Source organism: Pseudomonas sp. WS 5532, from assembly GCF_012985445.1.
Classification (GTDB): Bacteria; Pseudomonadota; Gammaproteobacteria; order Pseudomonadales; family Pseudomonadaceae; genus Aquipseudomonas; species Aquipseudomonas edaphica.
On record NZ_JAAQWK010000035.1, the window covers coordinates 18,110 to 40,145 of the forward strand.

Below are 22,036 nucleotides of genomic sequence, written 5' to 3' on the forward strand. Positions count from 1 at the left end.
AACCTGCACCTGATAGTAATACGAATCGTATTTATGTCATTTGATGGATTACTACAAACTGTTTATTGTCGTGGCAATTGCGCAACGTATGGTCAGGCTCCATGGACAACTGGATAGCGTTGGTCAAAGCCAACATGAAAGACCGCAAGGTCACGCAGGATGAACTGGCCGAACGCTTGGGCATGTCCCAGGGCGGCGTCGGTCATTGGCTCAATAAGCGCCGCGTGCCCAGTCTTGCGGACATGAACCGGGTGCTGGACGAGCTGGGGCTCGGCTATCTGGAAGTCGCGCTGGAGATTCGCGAAAAGGCCGACCCAACACCTGCGCTGGAAAAACACTACAACCCGTATTTCCGCTACCCGGTCAGCGACTGGAAAGGCGTCTGCGAAATCCGCGAAGAGCGCCCGACCTACGGCGCGGCCCGTTTCGAACTGAGCGATTACCATGCCCAGGGCGAAGCCTTCTGGCTGCCCGTAACGGGCGATGCCATGACCGCGCCCAGCGGCCTGAGCATCGGTGCGGGCATGATGATTCTGGTGGACCCGGCCATCGAGCCCGAACCCGGCAAGCTGGTGGTTGCGCAATGGGCCGACAGCACCCAGGCGACCTTTCGCCAATTGATGGAAGAGAGCGGCCAGCTTTACCTGGTGCCGCTCAATCCGACTTATCCCAAGCAGCTTTTCACCGATGCGTGCCGAATCCTCGGGGTCGTGGTGCAAGCCACGGCGAAGTTCTAGTCCGTGGTCTCAAGTTCCACCAGGGCGCTGCCTTCGGCGACCATTTCGCCTTCCTGGCAAAACACTGCCTTGACCGCCCCGGCGTGAGGCGCGCGGATACTGTGCTCCATCTTCATGGCCTCGAGCACCACCAGCTGAGTGCCAGCCTCCACGTGTTGACCGACTTCTACCAGCACCCGCACGATGCTGCCGTTCATCGGCGCTGTGAGGCCGCCTTGATGAGTCTGGTTGGCCTCGACTGCAGCAATCGGGTCATACAAGCTGACGGCCTGCATCTGGCCGTCCCAGCGCAGATACAGGATGCCTTCGCTGCGTACCGCCAGATAAGCGCGGCGCACGCCATGGTGTTCGATCAGTAGTTGCTCGCCGCGCAATTGCGCAGTGCCCGCTACCAGCTTCACCAGCCGGTCCTGCCCGGCGCAACTCAAGTGCAACGACACGTCGCTCGGCAACCCGGCACGAAAGCCTCGGTTATCCGCCCACGGGCCTTCACCGGCGGGCTGGCTCTGCATAAACGCCGCCCCTGCCGCCTGCCAGAACTCATCGCTCAAAGCACCAGGTGCTGGCAGCAGTTCATCCTGATAGCGCGGAATAAACCCGGTATCGAGTTCAGCCGCCGCAAACGCCGGATGGCCGATGATGCGCCGCAAAAAGCCGAGGTTGGTCTTGACTCCGCCGACCGCAAACTCATCGAGCATGCTCAACAACCGCAGGCGCGCCTGTTCGCGGTCTTCACCCCAGGCAATCAGTTTGCCGAGCATCGGGTCGTAGAAGGGCGAAACGTTGTCGCCTTGTGCTACGCCACTGTCCACACGGCGCCCCGGGCCTGGAATAGATTCGCGGTACAGCGCCAGGTGCCCGGTGGCTGGCAGGAAATCATTGGCCGGGTCTTCGGCATACAAGCGCACTTCAATCGCATGGCCCACCAACGGCACCTGATCCTGAGTGATCGGCAGCGGTTCACCCTGAGCCACACGAATCTGCCAGGCTACCAAATCAAGGCCGGTAATCGCCTCGGTCACTGGATGCTCCACTTGCAGCCGCGTGTTCATCTCCATGAAGAAGAACTCGCCACGCGCGTCCAGCAAAAACTCCACGGTGCCGGCGCCCACATAGCCGATCGCCTGGGCCGCACGCACGGCCGCCTCACCCATGGCTTTACGCTGCTCGGCACTCAAGCCCGGTGCGGGTGCTTCTTCCACCACCTTTTGATGGCGACGTTGAATAGAACAGTCGCGCTCATTGAGGTACAGGCAATGGCCGTGTTGGTCGGCAAACACCTGAATCTCCACGTGGCGCGGCTTGAGCAGGTACTTCTCCACCAGCATCTGCCCATTGCCAAAGGACGACAGCGCCTCACGCTGGGCCGAGGCCAGGGCTTCGGCCAACTGGCTGACGTCCTCGACCACCTTCATGCCCTTGCCGCCGCCACCTGCCGTGGCCTTGAGCAGTACCGGGTAACCGATACGTTCGCAGGCATCGCGGAAAGTTTCCAGGTCCTGGTCCGCGCCGTGATAACCCGGCACCAACGGCACCCCGGCAGTTTCCATCAGCGCCTTGGCCGCCGATTTGCTGCCCATGGCATCGATGGCCGAGGCGGGCGGACCCAGGAAAACAAGACCGGCGGCTTCAATCGCACGAGCAAAGCCGGCGTTCTCCGACAGAAAGCCGTAACCCGGATGGATCGCCTGAGCGCCACTGGCTTGGGCGGCGGCGATCAGTTTGTCGATTTGCAGGTAACTGTCGGTGGCCTTGCTGCCACCCAGGTCAACCCGAATGTCGGCCTCGCGGCTATGGCGCGCATCGCGGTCGGTGGCGCTGTGGACCGCCACGGTGGTCAACCCCATCGCCTTGGCGGTGCGCATTACCCGGCAGGCGATTTCGCCACGGTTGGCCACCAGCACAGTGGTCAGTGTGCTCATGAACGTGGCTCCTGCGCTTGCCAGCTGGGCGGGCGTTTTTGCAGGAACGCGCGCAAGCCTTCCTGGCCCTCGGCGCTGACGCGAATCCGCGCGATGGCATTTTCGCAATACCGACGCAGCGCCGGGGTGAGGGCGCCGTTGCCGACTTCGCGCAGCAAATCCTTGCTGGCGCGCATGGCAGCCGGGCTGTTTTGCAACAGGTTGGCGATCCACAGTTCCACTTGCGCATCCAGCTCGGTGGCCGGGTAACTTTCCGCCAGCAGGCCAATGTCGCGTGCACGCTGGCCGCCAAAACGCTCGGCCGTCAGCGCATAGCGCCGCGCGGCCCGCTCGCCGATGGCCTGTACCACGAACGGGCTGATCACCGCCGGTGCCAGGCCGATGCGCACTTCCGACAGGCAGAACTGCGCGTCATCGGCGCCAATCGCCATGTCGCAGCAGCTGATCAAGCCCAGCGCGCCCCCGTAGGCTGCGCCTTGCACCACTGCCAGGGTCGGGATTTTCAGTTTGGCCAGGTTGTACATCAACTCGGCCAGCTCGCGCGCGTCGTCCAGGTTGGTGTGGTAATCCAGCTCGGCCGATTGCTGCATCCAGGCCAGGTCTGCGCCGGCGCTGAAGTGCTTGCCACGTGCGCGCAACACTAAAAAACGCAGGGACGCATCGGCCTGCACCTGGTCGAGGGCGATGATCAACTCGCGGATCATCTGCGCATTGAACGCGTTGTTCTTGGCTTCACGACTGAGCCACAGCGTGGCAAAACCACGGCTGTCGGTGACCAGTTCGAGGGTGTTGAAATCGCTCATGGGGTACAGCTCCATTTACATGCGGAACACGCCGAAGCGGCTCGGCTCGATGGGGGCATTCAGCGCGGCGGACAACGCCAGCGCCAGCACGTCACGGGTCTGCTGCGGGTCAATCACACCGTCATCCCACAAACGTGCGCTGGAGTAGTAGGGATGGCCCTGGGTTTCGTACTGGTCGAGAATCGGCTGCTTGATCGCGGCTTCTTCTTCGGCGCTGAACGCATTGCCCGCGCGCTCGGCCTGTTCACGCTTGACCTGCACCAGCACGCCGGCGGCCTGTTCGGCGCCCATCACACCGATGCGTGCGTTCGGCCACATCCACAAAAAGCGCGGGTCATAGGCGCGACCGCACATGCCGTAGTTACCGGCACCAAAGCTGCCACCGATGATCACCGTGAACTTGGGTACCTTGGCACACGCCACCGCTGTGACCAGCTTGGCGCCGTGCTTGGCAATGCCGCCGGCTTCGTATTTCTGGCCGACCATAAACCCGGTGATGTTCTGCAAGAACAGCAACGGAATCCCGCGCTGGCAGGCCAGTTCGATAAAGTGCGCGCCTTTTTGCGCGGCCTCGGCGAACAGAATCCCGTTGTTGGCCAGGATCGCAATCGGGTAGCCGTGCAGGTGCGCAAAACCACACACCAGCGTGGTGCCAAACAGCGCCTTGAACTCATCGAATACCGAGCCATCCACCAGCCGCGCGATCACTTCGCGCACATCAAATGGCTGCTTGGCATCGGCCGGGATCACGCCATAAAGTTCTTCGCTGCTGTACAACGGCGCCACCGGCGGGCGTTGCACTAACTCACCCTGCTTGCGCCAGTTGAGGTTGGCCACACTGCGTCGGGCCAGGGCGAGCGCATGTTCATCGCTGTCGGCATAGTGGTCGGCTACGCCGGAGATCTTGCAGTGCACATCGGCACCGCCCAGGTCTTCGGCGCTGACCACTTCGCCGGTCGCGGCTTTTACCAGCGGCGGCCCGGCGAGGAAGATCGTGGCTTGCTGGCGCACCATGATCGCTTCGTCGGCCATGGCGGGTACGTAGGCGCCACCGGCGGTGCAGGAGCCCATCACCACGGCGATTTGCGGGATGCCCTGGGCGCTCATGTTGGCCTGGTTGAAGAAGATCCGCCCGAAGTGTTCGCGATCAGGAAATACCTCATCCTGACGCGGCAGGTTGGCGCCACCGGAGTCCACCAGGTAAATGCACGGCAGGCGGTTCTGCTCGGCGATGGTCTGGGCCCGCAGGTGTTTTTTTACCGTGAGCGGGTAGTACGAGCCGCCTTTGACCGTGGCGTCGTTGGCGACAATCATGCATTCGACGCCTTCCACACGGCCGATTCCGGCGATCACGCCAGCGGCGGGCACGTCCTCGCCGTACACCTGGTGAGCCGCCAGTTGGCTGAGTTCCAGGAACGGTGAGCCAGGGTCGAGCAAGCGGTTGATACGCTCACGGGGCAGCAGTTTGCCGCGCGAGGTGTGCCGTTCCTGGGCCTTGGCGCCGCCGCCTTGCTGCACATGGGCGAGCAGGCTGTGCAGGGCGTCGACCTGTTGGCGCATCGCCGTGCTGTTGGCGGCGAACTCCGCTGAACGCGGGTTTAGCTGGGTATGCAAGGTGGCCATGGGGGCGCTCCTTCAGCGGGTTTCGTTGAAGAGTTCGCGACCGATCAGCATCCGCCGAATCTCACTGGTGCCAGCACCGATTTCGTACAGCTTGGCATCACGCAACAGGCGCCCGGCGGGGAATTCATTGATGTAGCCATTGCCGCCGAGAATCTGGATCGCGTCCAGGGCCATTTGCGTGGCGCGCTCGGCACTGTAGAGGATCACCCCGGCGGCGTCCTTGCGCGTGGTTTCGCCACGTTCGCAGGCCTGGGCCACCGCGTAGAGATAGGCGCGGCTGGCGTTGAGCTGGGTGTACATGTCGGCGACCTTGCCCTGGATCAGCTGGAATTCGCCGATGCTCTGGCCGAACTGCTTACGGTCATGGATGTAGGGCACGATCAGGTCCATGCACGCTTGCATGATCCCGGTCGGGCCGCCCGAGAGCACCACGCGCTCGTAGTCCAGGCCGCTCATCAGCACTTTGACGCCGCCATTGAGCACACCAAGGATGTTTTCTTCGGGCACCTCGACGTCATCGAAAAACAGTTCGCAGGTGTTGGAGCCGCGCATGCCCAGCTTGTCGAACTTGTTGCTGCGGCTGAAGCCTTTGTAGTCGCGCTCGACGATAAACGCGGTGATGCCGTGAGGGCCTTTTTCCAGGTCGGTCTTGGCGTAGATCACGTAGGTGTTGGCGTCGGGGCCATTGGTGATCCAGGTCTTGCTGCCGTTGAGCACGTAGTGGTCACCACGTTTGTCGGCGCGCAGCTTCATCGAGACCACGTCGGAGCCAGCATTCGGTTCGCTCATGGCCAGGGCGCCGATGTGCTCGCCGCTGATCAACTTGGGCAGGTACTTGAGTTTTTGTTCGTGATTGCCGTTGCGGTTGATCTGGTTGACGCACAGGTTGGAGTGCGCGCCGTAGGACAGCGCCACTGACGCCGAACCACGGCTGATTTCTTCCATGCTCACCACGTGCGCCAGGTAACCCAGGCCGGCGCCGCCGTACTCTTCCGGCACTGTGATGCCCAAGAGGCCCATGTCCCCGAACTTGCGCCACAGATCGGCAGGGAACAGGTTGTCGATGTCGATCTGCGCCGCGCGGGGCGCGATCTCCTTCGCCACGAACGACTGCACCTGGTCGCGCAGCATGTCGATGGTTTCACCGAGGGCGAAGTTCAGGGACGGGTAACTCATGGACAGGCACCTTAATGTGAGCTTTGTTGTTGTGTGGGTGGGGCGCGAGGGAGGGCGCTCACCTTTACGTTAACGTAAGCTTGCGTTACGGCGCTGTCAATCGTAGTTTACGTTTACGTCAACCTACAAAAAAGACAACAGGGGTCGTTATGGATCAACCGCACCCGAGCTACAGCCGTGGCTCCCAGGACAAGACCTTGCTGGCCATGACCATCGGTCAGGCTTTCGATCGCACCGTTGCGCACTACCCCGATGGCGAAGCCTTGGTGGTGCGCCATCAGCAACGCCGTTACACCTGGCGGGAGTTGGCCGAGACGGTGGATTTGCATGCCCGCGCCTTCATGGCTTTGGGCATGCAAACCGGCGATCGCCTGGGCATCTGGGCGCCGAATTGTGCCGAGTGGTGCATCACTCAAATAGCCAGCGCCAAGCTCGGGGTGATCCTGGTGAATATCAACCCGGCCTACCGCAGCAGCGAATTGGACTACGTACTCAAACAGTCCGGCTGCGCATGGCTGGTGTGTGCCGGCTCGTTCAAGAGCTCCGATTACCACGCGATGTTGCAGGAACTGCACCCCGACGTGCGCGGCCTCATCAGCCTGGACCCCAGCCCGCCAGCGGGATTTATGCCCTGGTCGCAATTGGCGGCCCTCGGTGCTGGCATCCCGCCCGAGCAGCTTTATAGTCGCCAAGCCAGCCTGCACTTCGATCAAGCCGTCAACATCCAGTACACCTCCGGCACTACGGGCTTCCCCAAGGGCGCCACCCTCAGTCACCACAACATCCTCAATAACGGTTACATGGTCGGCGAAAGCCTGGGCCTCACCGCGCAGGACCGCCTGGTGATCCCGGTGCCGCTGTACCACTGCTTTGGCATGGTCATGGGCAACCTCGGCTGTATCACCCACGGCACCACCATGATTTACCCCAATGACGGTTTCGACCCGCTGCTGACGCTCACCGCTGTCGCGCAGGAACGCGCCACCGGCCTGTACGGCGTGCCGACCATGTTTATTGCACTGCTGGATCACCCACGTCGCAGCGAATTCGACCTGGCCACCTTGCGCACCGGCATCATGGCCGGCGCCACGTGCCCCATCGAAGTGATGCGTCGGGTCATCAGCGAGTTGCATATGGGCGAAGTGCAGATTGCCTATGGCATGACCGAAACCAGCCCGGTGTCATTGCAGACCGGCGCCGATGACGACCTGGAGCGGCGCGTCACCACCGTTGGCCGCACCCAGCCCCAGCTCGAAAACAAAATTATCGACGAGGCCGGTAACACCGTGCCCCGTGGCCAGATCGGTGAACTCTGCACCCGTGGCTACAGCGTGATGCTCGGCTACTGGAACAACCCCGAAGGCACCCGCGACGCGATTGATGACGCAGGCTGGATGCATACCGGCGACCTGGCGAGCATGGATGAACACGGCTACGTGTGCATCGCCGGGCGCAATAAGGACATGATCATTCGCGGCGGTGAGAACGTGTATCCGCGCGAGCTGGAGGAGTTTTTCTTCACTCACCCGGCGGTGGCCGATGTGCAGATCATTGGCATTCCGGATGAGCGTTACGGCGAAGAGATCGTTGCCTGGGTCAAATTCCATCCCGGCCATGTGGCCAACGAACTGGAGCTGCAAACCTGGTGCAAGGGCCGCATTGCGCACTTCAAGACGCCCAAGCACTTCAAGTTCGTGGATGAGTTTCCGATGACAGTGACGGGCAAGATCCAGAAGTTTCGCATGCGCGAAATTTCGATCGAGGAGCTGCGAACCCAATCCAACTGACAGCACAGGCTCATGTGGGAGCTGGCAAGCCAGCTTCCACAGAAAGCACAAAGGGGACCCGAAGGTCCCCTTTAATTTGTCGTTGCGTGCTCTTTTTTTATTATTGAGGGGCGGTCTGTTGTTGTTTTTGGCAACCGTTACCCTTTACCGCTGTTTTTTTGCGACCCCCATCCGGGATCAAGAGCAAACGTATTTTTTTGAACGCTGATCTGCTTCTTCGTTAACGATCCAACCAGTGGCAGCTACCTGAGGTAGTTTTATTTTTCTCTAACCGGTTGCGGGTGTCGGCACGCCGTACCCTGCGAAGCACATCTTCTTCAAAAAAATCTGTTAGCTGCGTCTCTGCCGTGTTGTTTTTGTTATGTCAGAGTCGTTTCGTCTTATTTTTATTAGGTTTGGCGCTTTTTATTCTTGTTATGCCATAGAGATAGCAGGAGCCGTGCCAACTTTTAAAAGTCATTTAAAATCAATGGTTTAATTTTTGTGTAGGGTTTTGCCTACGGATAATTCGACAAAATATGTTCCCGTGTTACTCGATGTGTATGCGTGCGGTAACACATTGTCACGGCTAAGCTACTCAACCGGCGTTACGTGCCTTGGCGACTCGCGAACCCGTCGGCCGACCCAGCACGTTACTGATCTGCAGGCCTGCACGAATCAATGCCTCCAGATCGATACCGGTGTCGATACCCAGACCATTGAGCAGGTACACCACATCTTCGGTGGCGACGTTACCGCTGGCGCCCTTGGCGTAAGGGCAGCCGCCCAGGCCCGCAATAGAGCTGTCGAACACCGTGATGCCTTCGAGCAGGCTGGCGTAGATATTCGCGATTGCCTGGCCATAGGTGTCATGGAAATGCCCGGCCAGCTTGTCCCGTGGCACCTGCGCGCCGACCACTTCGAACAACCGTCGTGTGGCGCCTGCGGTACCGGTGCCGATGGTGTCGCCCAGCGACACTTCATAACAGCCCATGGCATACAACTCACGTGCTACTGCGGCGACTTGTTCCGGCGCAATCTGGCCTTCGTAAGGGCAACCCAACACACACGACACATAGCCGCGCACGCTGATGCCGTGTTGCTTGGCGGCCGTCATGATCGGCGCAAAGCGCTCCAGGCTGTCGCTGATGGAGCAGTTGATATTGCGCTGCGAAAACGCCTCGGACGCCGCCGCAAATACCGCGACTTCCTTTACGCCAGCCGCCAGCGCATCTTCAAAGCCGCGCAGGTTTGGCGCCAGCGCGCCGTAGGTGACGCCGGGCGTGCGCTGGATCTGCGCAAACACCTCGGCGGAGCCAGCCATCTGCGGCACCCATTTGGGCGAGACAAAACTGCCGACTTCGATATAACTCAAGCCGGCTGAGCTGAGTGCGTCCACCAGTTGAACCTTGTCGGCCACGCTGATCGGCTGGGCTTCGTTCTGCAAACCGTCGCGCGGGCCGACTTCCACCAGGCGCACATAAGAGGGGAGAGACATGGGCAGCTACCTTGTGTTTATGGACCAACCGGGTTCATGGTCTGCGCCAGCGCCTGGGTGCAGCGCTCTTCGGCGGTGTCCAGTTCCAGCTTCATCTGTTCGATATCGAGCATCTGTTGCTCGAGCTGCTCACGGCGCTCGGCGATTTTCGCCAGCATGCTGTTGAGCTGGATGTGGTTGCCGCTGGTGGGATCGTAGAGTTCGATCAGCTCACGGCATTCGGCCAGGGAAAAACCGATGCGCTTGCCGCGCAGGATCAACTTGAGGCTGACCTTGTCGCGCGCCGAGTAGATGCGCTCCTGGCCCCGGCGCTCCGGGGCCAGCAGGCCTTGTTCTTCGTAGAAACGAATGGCGCGGGTGGTGATGTCGAGCTCGCGGGCGAGGTCAGAGATGCTGTAGGTCGTGCTCATGGCGGCGCTCAAGAAGGTCTTGGCGCTAAGCTAAAGGCAGGTTGACGTTTACGTCAAGCAAATAGCCTGGATTGACTCACACCCTGTGGCGAGGGAGCTTGCTGTGGCAAGCCTGCTCACTACAACAAGCCTGCTCACCAGAGCTTAGGCTTGCTTGCCATCCAGTTTCTTTTCGTGCGCGGTGACTTGCTGGCACAACTCGATCATCTGCTCACGCATCCAGCGGTTGGCCGGGTCCTGGTCGGTGCTTTCGTGCCAGTACAGGTGGGTTTCCACCGGCGGCACATCGTTGACCGGCAGGTTGAACCAATGCAGCTCATGGCGGCGGGCAAAGCGTTCGGGCACGGTCATCACCATGTCGGTCTGCTGCAACACTTGCGAAGCCATCAGGTAATGCTGGGAACGCAGGGCGATCTTGCGCTGGATGCCCATCTTGCCCAGCGCCAGGTCAACGTGGCCCAGGCCGTTGCGGCGGCTGGAGATATGAATGTGAGTCAGCGACAGGTAGTCATCCAGCGTGAACTTGTCCTTTCCCGCCATCGGATGGCCCTTGCGCATGGCGCATACATAGCGATCTTCCATCAGTTTGACGTGGCGCACTTGCGGGTCGGTGTTGAGCGGTGCGTCCACGGCAAAGTCCAGGCGCCCGGCGGCCAGTTCCTTGGTGGTTTCGCGGCGTTTGGACAAGAAACTCTCGATCACCACGGTTGGCGCCAGGCGGCGCAGGCGCTGGAACAGCAGCGGCAGAATCACCGCCTCGGTGAGGTCGGTCATGCTGATGCGATAAGTCTTGGCCGCCTGTTGCGGGTTGAAAATTCGGCTTTCCTGCACCGACACCCGCAGCAACGACAACGCGTTGCGCACCGGGCCGATGATGTTCTGCGCCATGGGCGTGGGCACCATGCCTTGCGCGGTGCGCACGAACAGCGGGTCGTTGAAGGTTTCGCGCAGGCGGGCCAGGGCGTTGGATACCGCCGGCTGGGTGATACCAACGATCTGCCCGGCGCGGGTCAGGTTGGCTTCGGTGTAGATCGCGTCGAAGACGATAAACAGGTTGAGGTCGACCTTGCTCAGATTCATTTCGTTGCGCTCTTATTTTCAGGTGGCGATTTATCAGGTGCTCATACGCCGATCATATATCGGTGATGAATGTTAATACACGCCGAGAATAGGCTAGGTAAATTATCAGCGCTGTTCTAGCATCGATTGCATGACCTAAACAACCTCTCAGAGAAGGGAGCTGCTCATGGATTTCGCCTATTCGCCCAAGGTTCAGGAACTGCGTGAACGCGTCACTGCGTTCATGGACGCTTACGTTTACCCGGCCGAGCCGGTGTTCGAACGCCAGGTCAGCGAAGGTGACCGCTGGCAGCCCACCGCGATCATGGAAGAGCTCAAAGCCCGTGCCAAAGCCGAAGGCCTATGGAACCTGTTCCTGCCCGAATCCGAGCTGGGCGCCGGCCTGACCAACCTCGAATATGCGCCATTGGCCGAAATCATGGGCCGCTCGCTGTTGGGCCCGGAGCCGTTCAACTGTTCCGCCCCCGACACTGGCAACATGGAAGTGCTGGTGCGTTACGCCAATGAAGAACAGAAGCAACGCTGGCTTGAACCGCTGCTGCGCGGCGAGATTCGTTCGGCGTTCGCCATGACCGAACCGGACGTGGCCTCATCCGACGCCACCAACATGGCCGCCCGCGCCGAGCGTCAAGGCGATGAGTGGGTGATTAATGGCAAGAAGTGGTGGACCTCCGGCGCCTGCGACCCACGCTGCAAGATCCTGATCTTCATGGGCCTGAGCAACCCGGACGCGCCGCGCCACCAGCAGCACTCGATGATCCTGGTGCCGGTAGACACGCCAGGGGTAAAAATCGTACGACCACTGCCGGTGTTCGGCTACGACGACGCACCCCACGGCCACGCTGAAGTACTGTTCGACAACGTGCGTGTGCCGTATGAAAACGTACTGCTGGGTGAAGGCCGTGGCTTCGAAATCGCCCAGGGCCGCCTTGGCCCAGGCCGCATACACCACTGCATGCGCTCCGTCGGCATGGCCGAGCGTGCGCTGGAACTGATGTGCAAACGCTCCGTCAGCCGCACCGCGTTCGGCAAGCCATTGGCGCGCCTGGGCGGTAATATCGACAAGATCGCCGACTCGCGGATGGAAATCGACATGGCGCGCCTGCTGACCCTGAAAGCGGCGTACATGATGGACACCGTCGGTAACAAAGTGGCGAAAAGCGAAATCGCGCAGATCAAGGTCGTGGCGCCGAACGTGGCCTTGAAGGTGATTGACCGGGCGATTCAGATCCATGGTGGCGCCGGTGTTTCCAACGACTTCCCGCTGGCCTACATGTACGCCATGCAACGCACCCTGCGCCTGGCCGACGGCCCGGATGAAGTGCACCGTGCGGCGATTGGCAAGTTTGAGATTGGCAAGTATGTGCCTAAAGAGCTGATGCGCAGCGGGCAGTAACACCGAGGCGCCTGCATCGCAGGCAAGCCAGCTCCCACACTGGAATGCATTCCAAAGGTGGGAGCCGGGCTTGCCCGCGATGAGCATAGGTATCTACACAACTTTTGAAGGCAGCCAATTTCTCCTGTGGCGAGCAGGCTTGCCACAACAGCCCACTTACAACAGGCTTCGTGTTAACCGGTTGTGTAGATACCTATGCCGCGATGAGGCCAGTGTTTACAACACGAAACCCGAGCGGTCAGTACACCCAAACCTCCACCCGCCGATTCTTGATCCGCCCCTCATCCGCCGTGTTCGCCGCCACCGGCATCTGCGCGCCGAAGCCGCGAATATCCCTGAGCACCACGCCGTTCTTGACCAATTCCCGGCGCACCGCCATTGCCCGCAACTTTGACAACAGCGCCGCCCGCTGCGGGTCATTCTTGGCATCGCCAAACCCCACCAGCGTCACCTGCTTGTCGAGCTTGCCGTGGCTTTTTATATACGCCACCACCCGCTGCAAGTCCTGGCGCGCCTTGTTGTCCAGGCTGGCGCTGCCTTCTTCGAAACGAAAATTCACACTCAAGCGCTGGGCGTCACGGACGATGCTTTGATAGTCCTCGGGCATCGACGCCCGTGGCTCCACGGCAATCGCCTGCACCTGCTGGGCGATAAAGCCATTGGCGGCCACAATCGCCTGGCCTTTGCCACTTTGGGTAAAGTCCACCAGGGCTTTGGCCCACGGGTTGCGGTTCGACGGCGGCAGGTAAAAATACAAGCGGCGTGACAGCGGGTAATCCTCGGTGGCGATCAGGCTGGTCACCGGTAACATCGGCTGTGAGTCACCGTCGACAATCGCCAGCGCCTTGGCCTGGCGCACATACGGCAGGCCGATAAAACCAATGCCTTGCGGGTCATGGCTCACCGCATCGGACAACGCCTCGCTGGATTCGAAGCGCTTGGCGGCCACGGCCAGCGGTTTGCCGCGCCGGTTCAGCACCAGCTCTTTAAAGGTGTCATAGGTGCCGGACTGATCATCCCGGGCATACAGATGAATGGCGCCGTCGACGCCGCCCACATCCTCCCAGTGGCTGACTTCACCATTGAAAATCTGCGCCAGCTGCTCGGTGTTCAAGGTATTCAACGGGTTTTGCGGGTTGAGGATAATGGCCAGGCCGTCGATGGCAATCACGTGCTCGGCCTCTGGGCTTTTCAGGTCGCCCAGGGGTTCAAGGTCCACCAGTTCGCTGTCCTTGATCGGGCGCGAAGCAGCCGCAAGGTCAGCGTTGGATTTTTTCAGTGCGCTGAACCCGGTACTTGAACCGTGGGCTGCGACCTCCACCGTGACGGTTTTGCCCTGACGCGTCTTGCCGATCACCCGTTGTTCATTGGCGCCATCGCCGGGCTCGCTGTGCACCGCCTGCAAGCCCTGGTGCTCCAGCATGCCCTTGACCAACGCAGGTCCAAGCGCCGCACCAATGGTATTAGAACCCTGGATACGCAGGGCGGGGCCTTGGTCGGGAACGGGTAGGGCAGCGGCGGCAGCGTAGAGCGGCAGTATCAACAGGAACAGAACGCGCAGCATCATGCCGGCACCTTCTTAAGCCAAAGGGAGTGCCGCCAGATTAAGTCAGTGGGGTTTCAAAAATATGACTGACGCACAGCAATTCAAAATGTGGGAGCTGGCTTGCCTGCGATTGCAGTGGGCCAGTCATCAAATGGTTGGCTGACACACCGTTATCGCAGGCAAGCCAGCTCCCACATTGAAGTACACAAACCTTGAAATCAGCTCAACTCAAGCCAGATCGGCGCATGGTCCGACGGTTTTTCCAGCCCACGCAAGTCGTAATCCACCCCAGCATCCTTGACCCGCGACACCAGGCCGTTGGACGCCAGGATCACGTCAATGCGCAGCCCACGCTTGGGCTCATCTTCAAACCCACGGCTGCGGTAGTCGAACCAGCTGAAGCGGTCGGCCACGTCCGGGTTCAAGTGGCGGAAGCTGTCGACCAGGCCCCAGTTTTTAAGGCGGGCCATCCACTCGCGCTCTTCCGGCAGGAAGCTGCACTTGCCGGTTTTGAGCCAGCGCTTGGCATTGTCGGCGCCGATGCCGATGTCGATATCTTCCGGCGAAATATTGATGTCGCCCATCACTACCAGCGGCTGGTCATTGCTGAACTGGCTTTCCAGCAGTTGCTGCAAATCTTCGTAGAAGCGTTGTTTGGCCGGGAACTTGGTCGGGTGGTCGCGGCTTTCGCCCTGGGGGAAGTAGCCGTTCATCACGGTGATCGACTGGCCATGCTCGTCGGCGAAAGTGCCCCAGATAAAGCGACGCTGGGCGTCTTCTTCGTCGCTGGCAAACCCTTTGTGCAGGCTCAACGCCGGCTTGCGCGACAGCAGGGCCACGCCGTAATGGCCTTTTTGCCCGTGGTAGTACACGTGATAGCCAAGGGCCTGCACTTCGGCCAGCGGGAACTGGTCATCGTGCACCTTGGTTTCCTGCAGGCCGATCACGTCGGGTTGATGCTTTTCAATCAGCGCCGCCAGCTGATGGGGGCGGGCGCGCAGCCCGTTGATATTGAAGGAGACGATTTTCATGGTCGGCAGTCCAGTCTGGCAAAAGGCCGATGCTAGCCGACAAGTCGGACGGGGGCCAGCGTGGCGGTAGGGCGCATGCACTGCTAATGTCTGGGAACGACTGGTGCTGCACAGGTTCGTACCCATAAGAACGCCATCTTTTGAGTGGCGCCCAGGGAGATTGACTGTATGCCTGACACTTCCACTGCCATTGCTGAAATTCGCCTGCTCAACAGCGACTATTCCCGCGAGGCCCGTTCCTTGTTGTATCAGGCCTATCGGCATGAACCGACCTTCGCTTACATCTTCGAGGCTGAGCGGTCGGGGTACGAACAGCGGGTGCGCGCCACCGTGCGTGAGCTGGTCAAGCAGCATTTTTTCCAGAAGCTTCCTGCCATCGGCCTGTTCGTCAACGACCGGCTGATCGGCATCGCTTTGATTGCGCCACCGCAACGGCGCCTGGGCATCACCGAGAGCTGGGCCTGGCAGTTGCGCATGTGGCTGAGCACCGGCGTGCGCGGCACTCGGCGTTATCTGGATTACCATTACGCAGTGTTGGCGTGCCTGCCGAACGAGTCGGTGCATGTGTTGCCGCTGCTGGGTATTCACCCGCAATTTCAGGGCAAACACTACGGCGAGCAACTGTTGCAGGCGGTGCACAACTGGTGCGCCGAGGACCCGCATTCATCGGGTGTGGTGCTCGATACCGGCAACTCGCGTTATCTGGATTTTTACAAGCGCCAGGGCTATGAGGAAATCGGTGAAGTGGCGGTAGGACCTGTCCTGGAGCATGTGTTTTTTCATCCCAATCCCCAGGCGTTACATGCTGCAACGGCTTGAGACAGAATTATTCAGACAATTCCGGGTTCAAAGAGTCTCCCCAGCTGTGTAGCATCCGCGCCTATGAAGCTTCCAGGAAGATTTACCAGCGGCTTGGTTCTGCTGTTCACAAGCTGCGGCGTATTTGCGCAAAGCGAATTGGACGTGCGCATCAAGCCATCAAACGACGCGTTGAAAGCCAACATCGAAGGCTATATCGGCGGGGTTGGCGATCGTGATGAAGAAGCCTTGCTGCGGTTCAGCCGTGGCGCCGAGGAGCAGGCCCGCAAGGCGGCCCAGGCTCTGGGCTTCTATCAGCCGCAGATTTCCAGTGACGTGAAGGGCGGCAAAAACCCGCGCCTGACCCTCACCATCGACCCCGGCGAGCCGGTGCATCTGCGCAACGTGACCATTCGGGTCGACGGCCCGGCCGCGAGCCTCAAAGCCTTTCGCGTGCCTGCCAGCGACGACCTCAAATCGGGCGCCGTGCTCAACCACGGCAACTACGAAGACGCCAAGCGGCTGATTCAGAATCAGGCTTCGCGCTACGGTTTTTTCAATGGGCGTTTCAGCAGCCAGAAGCTGCTGGTGGACCCGCAAGCCGGTGTCGCCGATATCGAACTCATCTACGACAGCGGCCCGCGCTACACCTTGGGCAAAGTCGGGTTTACCGGCGATACGCCGTTCGATGAAGACCTGCTGCAACGCATGGTGCCGTTCAAAAGCGGCGCCCCTTACGACTCCGAACTGATCGCCGAACTCAACCAGAACCTGCAATCAAGCGGCTTCTTCGAAGGCGTACGCGTGGACGCCAGCCCAACCGCCTCGACCAACGATGTGATCCCGGTGGCGGTCCAGCTCGATACCCGCAAGCCACGCACCATGGGCCTGGGCCTGGGTTACTCGACCGACGTCGGCCCGCGCGGCAAAGCCAACTGGACCCGCCATTGGGTCAACCCGCAAGGCCACAGCTATGGCTGGGAGGCCGAACTGTCGGCGCCACGCCAGAACGTCGGCCTGTGGTATGACATCCCGCTCGACCCGCCGTTGACCGACAAGTTGCGCTTCGCCGGCGGTTACCAGAACGAAGAAATCGCCAACACCGACACCCTGAGTAAATTGCTCACCCTCGGCCCCGAATGGCACAGCAAGCTGCCCAGCGGCTGGACGCGGGTGATCTCGCTCAAATACCAGCGTGAAGAGTATCGCCTGGGCAATGACTCGGGCTTGAGCAACCTGGTGATGCCGGGTATCAACTATTCCTACCTGCGCAGCGATAACCGCATCGACCCGCACAATGGCTATCGCCTGATGTTCGACGCCAAGGTCGCCAAGGAAGGGCTCGGCTCCGACACCAACTTGCTGTACGGCACCGCCACCATCAAGGGCTTGACCACTTTGTGGGACAACCACCGTTTCCTCGGCCGTGCGCAGTTCGGCGGCAGTGCCACCAACGGCTACAAGTCGGTGCCGCCGTCGTTGCGCTTCTTTGCCGGTGGTGACCAGAGCGTGCGCGGCTACGAGTACCAGACGCTGTCACCCGAAAACGATCGCGGTGACCGCATCGGCGGGCGTTACATGGTGGCCTTGAGCGCCGAGTACCAATATTCCATCGCCGAAAAATGGCGCATCGCGACCTTTATCGACCAAGGCAACTCCTTCAACACCCTGGAAATGCCCAGCCTGAAAACCGGCGTGGGTGTCGGTGTGCGCTGGGTGTCGCCAGTGGGGCCGATTCGCCTTGACCTGGCCCATGCCCTCGAAGATCCGGGCGGCATTCGTTTGCACTTTTCCATGGGGCCTGAGCTGTGATGCGTGGTTTGAAAATAGCAGGGCTGGCCCTTGTGGCGGTCCTCATGCTGCTGCTGTTGGCGCTGTGGACAGTCCTCGGTACTCAAGCAGGCAGCCGTTGGGCCTTGAGCCAGGTGCCGGGTTTGAGCGTTGAAAATTACCAGGGCCACCTGGGTGGCCAATGGAGCGCCGACCATCTGCTATGGCAGCAGGACGCGAGTCGGGTAGAACTCAATGCTCCGAAGTTTGATTGGTCACCAGGCTGCCTGTTGCGCATGACCCTGTGCATCAACCAATTGGACGTGGAACAGGTCAACCTGCAATTTCCGCCGAGCAATGAACCGAGCAGTGGCCCGATCACGTTGCCGAATCTGAAGTTGCCGGTTGCCATCCAGTTGGGCGACGTTCGCGTCGGCAGCCTGCTGTTTAATGGCAGTGAGGAGCTCAAGGGCCTGCAGTTGGCGGCGCATTGGACGGCTGCTGGCATGCAGATCGATTCGGTGCACCTGCAACGCGATGACCTGGTGCTGGACCTCAACGGCCTGCTGCAACCCACCGGCAACTGGCCGCTGAGCGCCACCGGGAACCTGAGCCTGCCCTATGCGCCCGGCGGCGCGCCGTGGAAGGTTGCGCTCAAGGTTGACGGCGACCTGCTCAAGACCCTCAAGCTCGACGCCGACAGCAGCGGCTACTTGCCCGCGAAGCTCAGCGGCGAGCTGCAACCTTTGGTGGAGAACCTGCCCGCGCAGTTGCACATCACGGCGGATGGCTTCAAGCCCAGCGCCGATTTGCCCGACACCTTGCAGCTCAATCAATTGGACCTCACCGCAAAGGGCGACCTGAGCAGCGGCTACCAGTTGCTTGGCCGGGCCGTGCTGCCCGCAGAAAAAGGCCCGGTGGCCTTGCTGTTGCAAGGCAAGGTCGACGCCAAGGGCGCACAGATCGCCGGCCTCGACCTGACTGCCGGCGACCAGCAAAGCCTCAAGCTCAGCGCCAATCTGGACTGGCAGCAAGGGTTCAGCGCCGACGCGAAAATCAACTGGCTGGATTTCCCCTGGCATCGTCTCTATCCGTTAATCGACGAGCCGCAGGTCGCCTTGCATACGTTCAACGGTGAAGTTTCCTATAAAGACGGCAACTACCTCGGCAATCTCAACGCTGACCTGGACGGCCCAGCGGGTAAATTCAGTCTGGTCACGCCATTCAGCGGCGACCTCAAGCAAGTCTTCCTGCCCGAACTCAAACTGACCGCCGGTCAAGGCAAGGCCGAAGGGCACCTGAACCTGCAATTTGCCGACGGCATCGCCTGGGACACTGCGCTGGACTTGTCGGCACTCAACCCGGCGTACTGGGTCGCAGAATTGCCGGGCACCTTGGCCGGGCCATTGCGCAGCAAAGGCGAGTTCAAAAACGAGCAGCTTAAACTGAATGCCGACCTCGACCTCAAGGGCCATTTGCGCGGCCAGACCGCCGTGCTGGCGGCCAAGGCCGAAGGCGCGGACGAGCAGTGGACCCTGGCCAACCTGGATATCCGCCTGGGCGACAACCGCATCAATGGCAGTGGCAGTCTGCAGCAACGCTTGGCCGGGCAGATTGACATTAAACTGGCGCGCCTGGCCCAACTGTGGCCGCAGTTGCGCGGGCAAATCAACGGTCGCGTGGATGTAGCCGGTACGCTGAAGGCGCCGCAAGGCAAGCTCGACCTCAAAGGCCAGCAACTGGCGTTTGCGGATAATAAACTGCAAAGCCTCACCCTCGATGCGGCCCTCGACAACGCCCAGCGTGCGAAGATCGACCTCAAGGGCAGCGGCATTCAAGCCGGTGAAACCCAGGTCGGCACCCTGACCGCCAGCGCCCAGGGCGACATCAAGAGCCAGAAGGTGCAACTCGATCTGGCCGGGCCGCTGGTCAAACTCGCCCTGGCCCTGGATGGCAACCTCGACAAAGGCAACTGGCGTGGGCGCCTGGCCAGTGGTGATGTGCAGGCCGGCGGCCAGGATTGGAAGCTGCAAGCCCCGGCGAAAATCGAACGCCTGGCCGACGGCAAGCTGACCTTTGCCGCGCATTGCTGGGTGTCTGGCGGTTCCAGCTTGTGCGGTGAAGACCAGCGTCTGATGCCTGAACCCAAGCTGCGCTACCACCTCAAGCAATTCCCGATCGACAGCTTGGCGGCCTTCTTGCCCAAGGATTTCGCCTGGCAGGGCAAGCTCAACGCCGATGTGCAACTCGACCTGCCCAGCAGCGGCCCTAAAGGCGTGGTCGCGGTGGATGCCAGCGGCGGCACCTTGCGCGTGAAGGACAAAAATCAGTGGGTGGATTTCCCCTACGACACCTTGAAGCTGGAAACCACCCTCAACCCCAAGCGCATCGACACGCAGCTGAATTTTCGCGGTGGCAAGCTCGGCGAGTTGCTGTTGCAGGCGCAGATCAACCCGTTGCCCAAGGACAAGCCGATTACCGGCACGTTCAGCCTCACCGGCCTGGACCTCGCTGTGGCGCGCCCGTTTGTGCCGATGGTGGAAACCCTCAATGGCAAGCTCAACGGTAACGGCCGCATCTCGGGTGGGCTGTTGGCGCCGCAGGTCAACGGCAATGTGAACCTGGTGGACGGCGAAATTTCCGGGCCTGAGCTGCCGATGAGCCTCGAGGGCTTGAATGTGCAGGCGCTGATCGCCGGTGAAAGTGTGCAGCTCAACGGTGGCTGGCGCAGCGGCAAAGACGGGCAGGGCAGCCTCAAGGGCCGCGTCGGCTGGGGCCAGGCCCTGGCGGTGGACCTGAGCCTGCAAGGCTCGAAATTGCCGGTCACGGTTGAGCCCTATGCCAAGCTGGAAGTGGCGCCGGACCTTAAGATCAGCCTCAAGGACGACAAGTTGGCGATTGCCGGCAAGGTGCACATCCCGCGCGGCGATATCACCGTGCGCGAACTGCCGCCGTCGACGGTCAAGGTCTCGGATGACACGGTGATCGTCGGCAGCCAGACCGAGGAGGGCAAGCCGCCGATGGCGATGGCCATGGACATCGACGTCGAGGTGGGTGAAGACCAGCTTAACTTTGCCGGCTTTGGCTTGACTGCCAAGGTTCAGGGCCATGTGCATATTGGCGACAACATGGACACCCGTGGTGAGTTGTGGCTCAACGACGGGCGTTACCGTGCCTACGGGCAGCGCCTCAATGTGCGGCGTGCGCGGCTGTTGTTTGCCGGTCCCTTGGATCAGCCGTTCCTGGATATCGAAGCGACACGGGTGGTCGTGGAGGACTCAAGGACTGTGACTGCCGGTATTCGTTTGAGCGGTAGCGCTGAGCAGCCGACGACGCAGATCTTCTCCGAGCCGTCGATGCCTCAGGAAGATGCGTTGTCGTACCTGGTGCTGGGGCGTTCGCGTAACAACACGGGCGAAGATAACAATATGCTTGCTGAGGCCGCTCTGGGCCTGGGTTTGATGGGCAGTGCGGGGGTGACTTCGGATATCGCCAACAAGCTGGGGATTCAGGATTTCGACCTTGACACCCAGGGCTCCGGGAACAAGACCGCAGTGGTGGCCAGTGGCAAGATTACCGAGAAGCTCAGCTTGCGCTATGGGGTGGGGGTGTTTGAGCCGGCCAATACCATTGCTTTGCGTTACTTGCTGAGCAAGAAGGTGTATCTGGAAGTGGCTAGTGGCGTGGCGAGTTCGTTGGATATCTTCTACAAGCGGGATTTCTAGGGGTTGTATAAGGTAAGAAGTGTGGGAGCTGGCTTGCCTGCGATGGCGGTTTGTCGGTGTACATATCCGTTATTCGGGTAACGGCGGCTTATGGTTCCGCTCTTACAGCGGGTCACTTTTGGCAAACGCCCCAAAAGTAACCAAAAGGTCTTCGCCCCACCACTCGGCACCTCGCCTAGGCTCGGTGTGCCCTCACTCCGGCTTGAATCCGTGGGCCGCCGCGATGGGCCATCCTTGGCCCAGCGCGGCTAACCCGGCGTCCTGCCGGGTTACCCACGGATTCAAGCCTGCGTTCGGCCATCGTGGTTAACGGGGCGCCTCAGATCAAAAGCAAGATCAAGATCTACAGCACGGCGGCCTGAAAGCCGACCTGAGTGGTTAGATCAAAAGCGAAAGCGGATTTGCATACACTGAAGAGCTGCTTTTCTGTGGGAGCTGGCTTGCCTGCGATGCAGACACCTCGGTACACCAGGCACACCGAGTTGATGCTATCGCAGGCAAGCCAGCTCCCACCTTTGACCGAGTATGGCTCTGCTGTTGCTGTTGCTGTTGCTGTTGCTGTTGCTGTTGCTGTTGCTGTTGCTGTTGCTGTTGCTGTTGCTGTTGCTGTTGCTGTTGCTGTTGCTCTGGCCCTTACATCCTTTTCGATGACGAAGTCAGCGGTCTTTTGATCTGCGCTTTTGATCTTGATCTGAAATCGCCCCGTCAAACACGATGGCCGGAATCTGACAGTGATTTGGGGGGTAAACCGGCAG

The 22,036-nt window shown here is 60.6% G+C and carries 16 protein-coding genes; 6 read left to right on the forward strand and 10 right to left on the reverse strand.

Going from position 1 to position 22,036, the window contains the following annotated elements:
- The first annotated feature begins 101 nt into the window (after positions 1–101).
- On the forward strand, positions 102–737 hold the full coding sequence (locus tag HBO23_RS32225) for a LexA family transcriptional regulator (RefSeq protein ID WP_017136506.1): 636 nt from the start codon (positions 102–104) through the stop codon (positions 735–737).
- Here HBO23_RS32225 and HBO23_RS32230 read toward each other — a convergent pair.
- From HBO23_RS32230 to HBO23_RS32245, 4 genes are read right to left on the reverse strand one after another with little or no spacing between them, the layout of a single operon-like run.
- The gene (locus HBO23_RS32230) at positions 734–2,659 is read right to left on the reverse strand and encodes an acetyl/propionyl/methylcrotonyl-CoA carboxylase subunit alpha (protein WP_170040867.1); all 1,926 of its coding nucleotides are present in this window, start codon (positions 2,657–2,659) and stop codon (positions 734–736) included. The two genes, HBO23_RS32225 and HBO23_RS32230, sit on opposite strands and share 4 nt — an antisense overlap.
- Complete coding sequence (locus HBO23_RS32235) at positions 2,656–3,462, reverse strand: gamma-carboxygeranoyl-CoA hydratase (protein ID WP_017136508.1); 807 nt, start codon at positions 3,460–3,462, stop codon at positions 2,656–2,658. The genes HBO23_RS32230 and HBO23_RS32235 overlap by 4 nt, the downstream gene beginning before the upstream one ends.
- 15 nt (positions 3,463–3,477) lie before the next feature.
- A complete protein-coding gene (locus tag HBO23_RS32240) occupies positions 3,478–5,085 on the reverse strand; it encodes a carboxyl transferase domain-containing protein (protein WP_138453115.1) in 1,608 nt (535 codons plus the stop codon).
- Positions 5,086–5,097: 12 nt separating this feature from the next.
- Positions 5,098–6,261 (reverse strand): isovaleryl-CoA dehydrogenase, encoded by a 1,164-nt coding sequence (locus HBO23_RS32245; RefSeq protein ID WP_017136510.1) that lies wholly within the window; start codon positions 6,259–6,261, stop codon positions 5,098–5,100.
- 149 nt (positions 6,262–6,410) lie between these two features.
- Between HBO23_RS32245 and HBO23_RS32250 the strand changes: the two genes are divergently transcribed.
- Positions 6,411–8,048 (forward strand): AMP-binding protein, encoded by a 1,638-nt coding sequence (locus HBO23_RS32250; RefSeq protein ID WP_169988199.1) that lies wholly within the window; start codon positions 6,411–6,413, stop codon positions 8,046–8,048.
- Positions 8,049–8,625: 577 nt separating this feature from the next.
- Here HBO23_RS32250 and HBO23_RS32255 read toward each other — a convergent pair.
- The 3 genes from HBO23_RS32255 to HBO23_RS32265 all read right to left on the reverse strand — a co-directional run bounded on the left by HBO23_RS32255 (position 8,626) and on the right by HBO23_RS32265 (position 11,015).
- Positions 8,626–9,525: a hydroxymethylglutaryl-CoA lyase gene (locus HBO23_RS32255; RefSeq protein ID WP_017136512.1), complete on the reverse strand. Its 900-nt coding sequence runs from the start codon at positions 9,523–9,525 to the stop codon at positions 8,626–8,628.
- Between the two features lie 17 nt (positions 9,526–9,542).
- Positions 9,543–9,935, reverse strand: a complete 393-nt coding sequence (locus HBO23_RS32260; protein ID WP_017136513.1) for a MerR family DNA-binding transcriptional regulator — start codon at positions 9,933–9,935, stop codon at positions 9,543–9,545.
- A gap of 144 nt (positions 9,936–10,079) precedes the next feature.
- A complete protein-coding gene (locus HBO23_RS32265) occupies positions 10,080–11,015 on the reverse strand; it encodes a LysR family transcriptional regulator (RefSeq protein ID WP_017136514.1) in 936 nt (311 codons plus the stop codon).
- A gap of 166 nt (positions 11,016–11,181) precedes the next feature.
- On the opposite strand from HBO23_RS32265, the gene HBO23_RS32270 reads away from it, so the two are divergent.
- Entirely contained in the window at positions 11,182–12,411 is a 1,230-nt protein-coding gene (locus HBO23_RS32270) for an acyl-CoA dehydrogenase (RefSeq protein WP_058420935.1), read from the forward strand.
- Positions 12,412–12,649: 238 nt separating this feature from the next.
- Here HBO23_RS32270 and HBO23_RS32275 read toward each other — a convergent pair whose 3' ends face one another.
- Positions 12,650–13,978, reverse strand: coding sequence for a phosphate ABC transporter substrate-binding/OmpA family protein (locus tag HBO23_RS32275; protein WP_138453585.1), 1,329 nt, complete (start codon positions 13,976–13,978; stop codon positions 12,650–12,652).
- A 197-nt stretch (positions 13,979–14,175) separates the two neighbouring features.
- Positions 14,176–14,988, reverse strand: a complete 813-nt coding sequence (xthA, locus tag HBO23_RS32280) for an exodeoxyribonuclease III (RefSeq protein ID WP_017134623.1) — start codon at positions 14,986–14,988, stop codon at positions 14,176–14,178.
- A gap of 168 nt (positions 14,989–15,156) precedes the next feature.
- Here xthA and HBO23_RS32285 point away from each other — a divergent pair, with 168 nt between their 5' ends.
- From HBO23_RS32285 to HBO23_RS32295, 3 genes are all read left to right on the forward strand, one after another.
- Positions 15,157–15,807 (forward strand): GNAT family N-acetyltransferase, encoded by a 651-nt coding sequence (locus HBO23_RS32285; protein WP_170040868.1) that lies wholly within the window; start codon positions 15,157–15,159, stop codon positions 15,805–15,807.
- A gap of 63 nt (positions 15,808–15,870) precedes the next feature.
- Entirely contained in the window at positions 15,871–17,598 is a 1,728-nt protein-coding gene (locus HBO23_RS32290; protein ID WP_170040869.1) for an autotransporter assembly complex family protein, read from the forward strand.
- On the forward strand, positions 17,598–21,281 hold the full coding sequence (locus tag HBO23_RS32295) for a translocation/assembly module TamB domain-containing protein (RefSeq protein ID WP_170040870.1): 3,684 nt from the start codon (positions 17,598–17,600) through the stop codon (positions 21,279–21,281). The genes HBO23_RS32290 and HBO23_RS32295 overlap by 1 nt, the downstream gene beginning before the upstream one ends.
- A gap of 343 nt (positions 21,282–21,624) precedes the next feature.
- Here the strand turns inward: HBO23_RS32295 and HBO23_RS33720 are convergent, their stop codons facing one another.
- A complete protein-coding gene (locus tag HBO23_RS33720; protein ID WP_346343065.1) occupies positions 21,625–22,017 on the reverse strand; it encodes a hypothetical protein in 393 nt (130 codons plus the stop codon).
- Between the last annotated feature and the right edge of the window lie 19 nt (positions 22,018–22,036).

Coding starts and splice junctions, on each gene's coding strand:
- HBO23_RS32225 (WP_017136506.1), top strand. CDS start 102: ATGGACAACTGGATAGCGTTGGTCAAAGCCAACATGAAAGACCGCAAG.
- HBO23_RS32230 (WP_170040867.1), bottom strand. CDS start 2,659: ATGAGCACACTGACCACTGTGCTGGTGGCCAACCGTGGCGAAATCGCC.
- HBO23_RS32235 (WP_017136508.1), bottom strand. CDS start 3,462: ATGAGCGATTTCAACACCCTCGAACTGGTCACCGACAGCCGTGGTTTT.
- HBO23_RS32240 (WP_138453115.1), bottom strand. CDS start 5,085: ATGGCCACCTTGCATACCCAGCTAAACCCGCGTTCAGCGGAGTTCGCC.
- HBO23_RS32245 (WP_017136510.1), bottom strand. CDS start 6,261: ATGAGTTACCCGTCCCTGAACTTCGCCCTCGGTGAAACCATCGACATG.
- HBO23_RS32250 (WP_169988199.1), top strand. CDS start 6,411: ATGGATCAACCGCACCCGAGCTACAGCCGTGGCTCCCAGGACAAGACC.
- HBO23_RS32255 (WP_017136512.1), bottom strand. CDS start 9,525: ATGTCTCTCCCCTCTTATGTGCGCCTGGTGGAAGTCGGCCCGCGCGAC.
- HBO23_RS32260 (WP_017136513.1), bottom strand. CDS start 9,935: ATGAGCACGACCTACAGCATCTCTGACCTCGCCCGCGAGCTCGACATC.
- HBO23_RS32265 (WP_017136514.1), bottom strand. CDS start 11,015: ATGAATCTGAGCAAGGTCGACCTCAACCTGTTTATCGTCTTCGACGCG.
- HBO23_RS32270 (WP_058420935.1), top strand. CDS start 11,182: ATGGATTTCGCCTATTCGCCCAAGGTTCAGGAACTGCGTGAACGCGTC.
- HBO23_RS32275 (WP_138453585.1), bottom strand. CDS start 13,978: ATGATGCTGCGCGTTCTGTTCCTGTTGATACTGCCGCTCTACGCTGCC.
- xthA (WP_017134623.1), bottom strand. CDS start 14,988: ATGAAAATCGTCTCCTTCAATATCAACGGGCTGCGCGCCCGCCCCCAT.
- HBO23_RS32285 (WP_170040868.1), top strand. CDS start 15,157: ATGCCTGACACTTCCACTGCCATTGCTGAAATTCGCCTGCTCAACAGC.
- HBO23_RS32290 (WP_170040869.1), top strand. CDS start 15,871: ATGAAGCTTCCAGGAAGATTTACCAGCGGCTTGGTTCTGCTGTTCACA.
- HBO23_RS32295 (WP_170040870.1), top strand. CDS start 17,598: ATGCGTGGTTTGAAAATAGCAGGGCTGGCCCTTGTGGCGGTCCTCATG.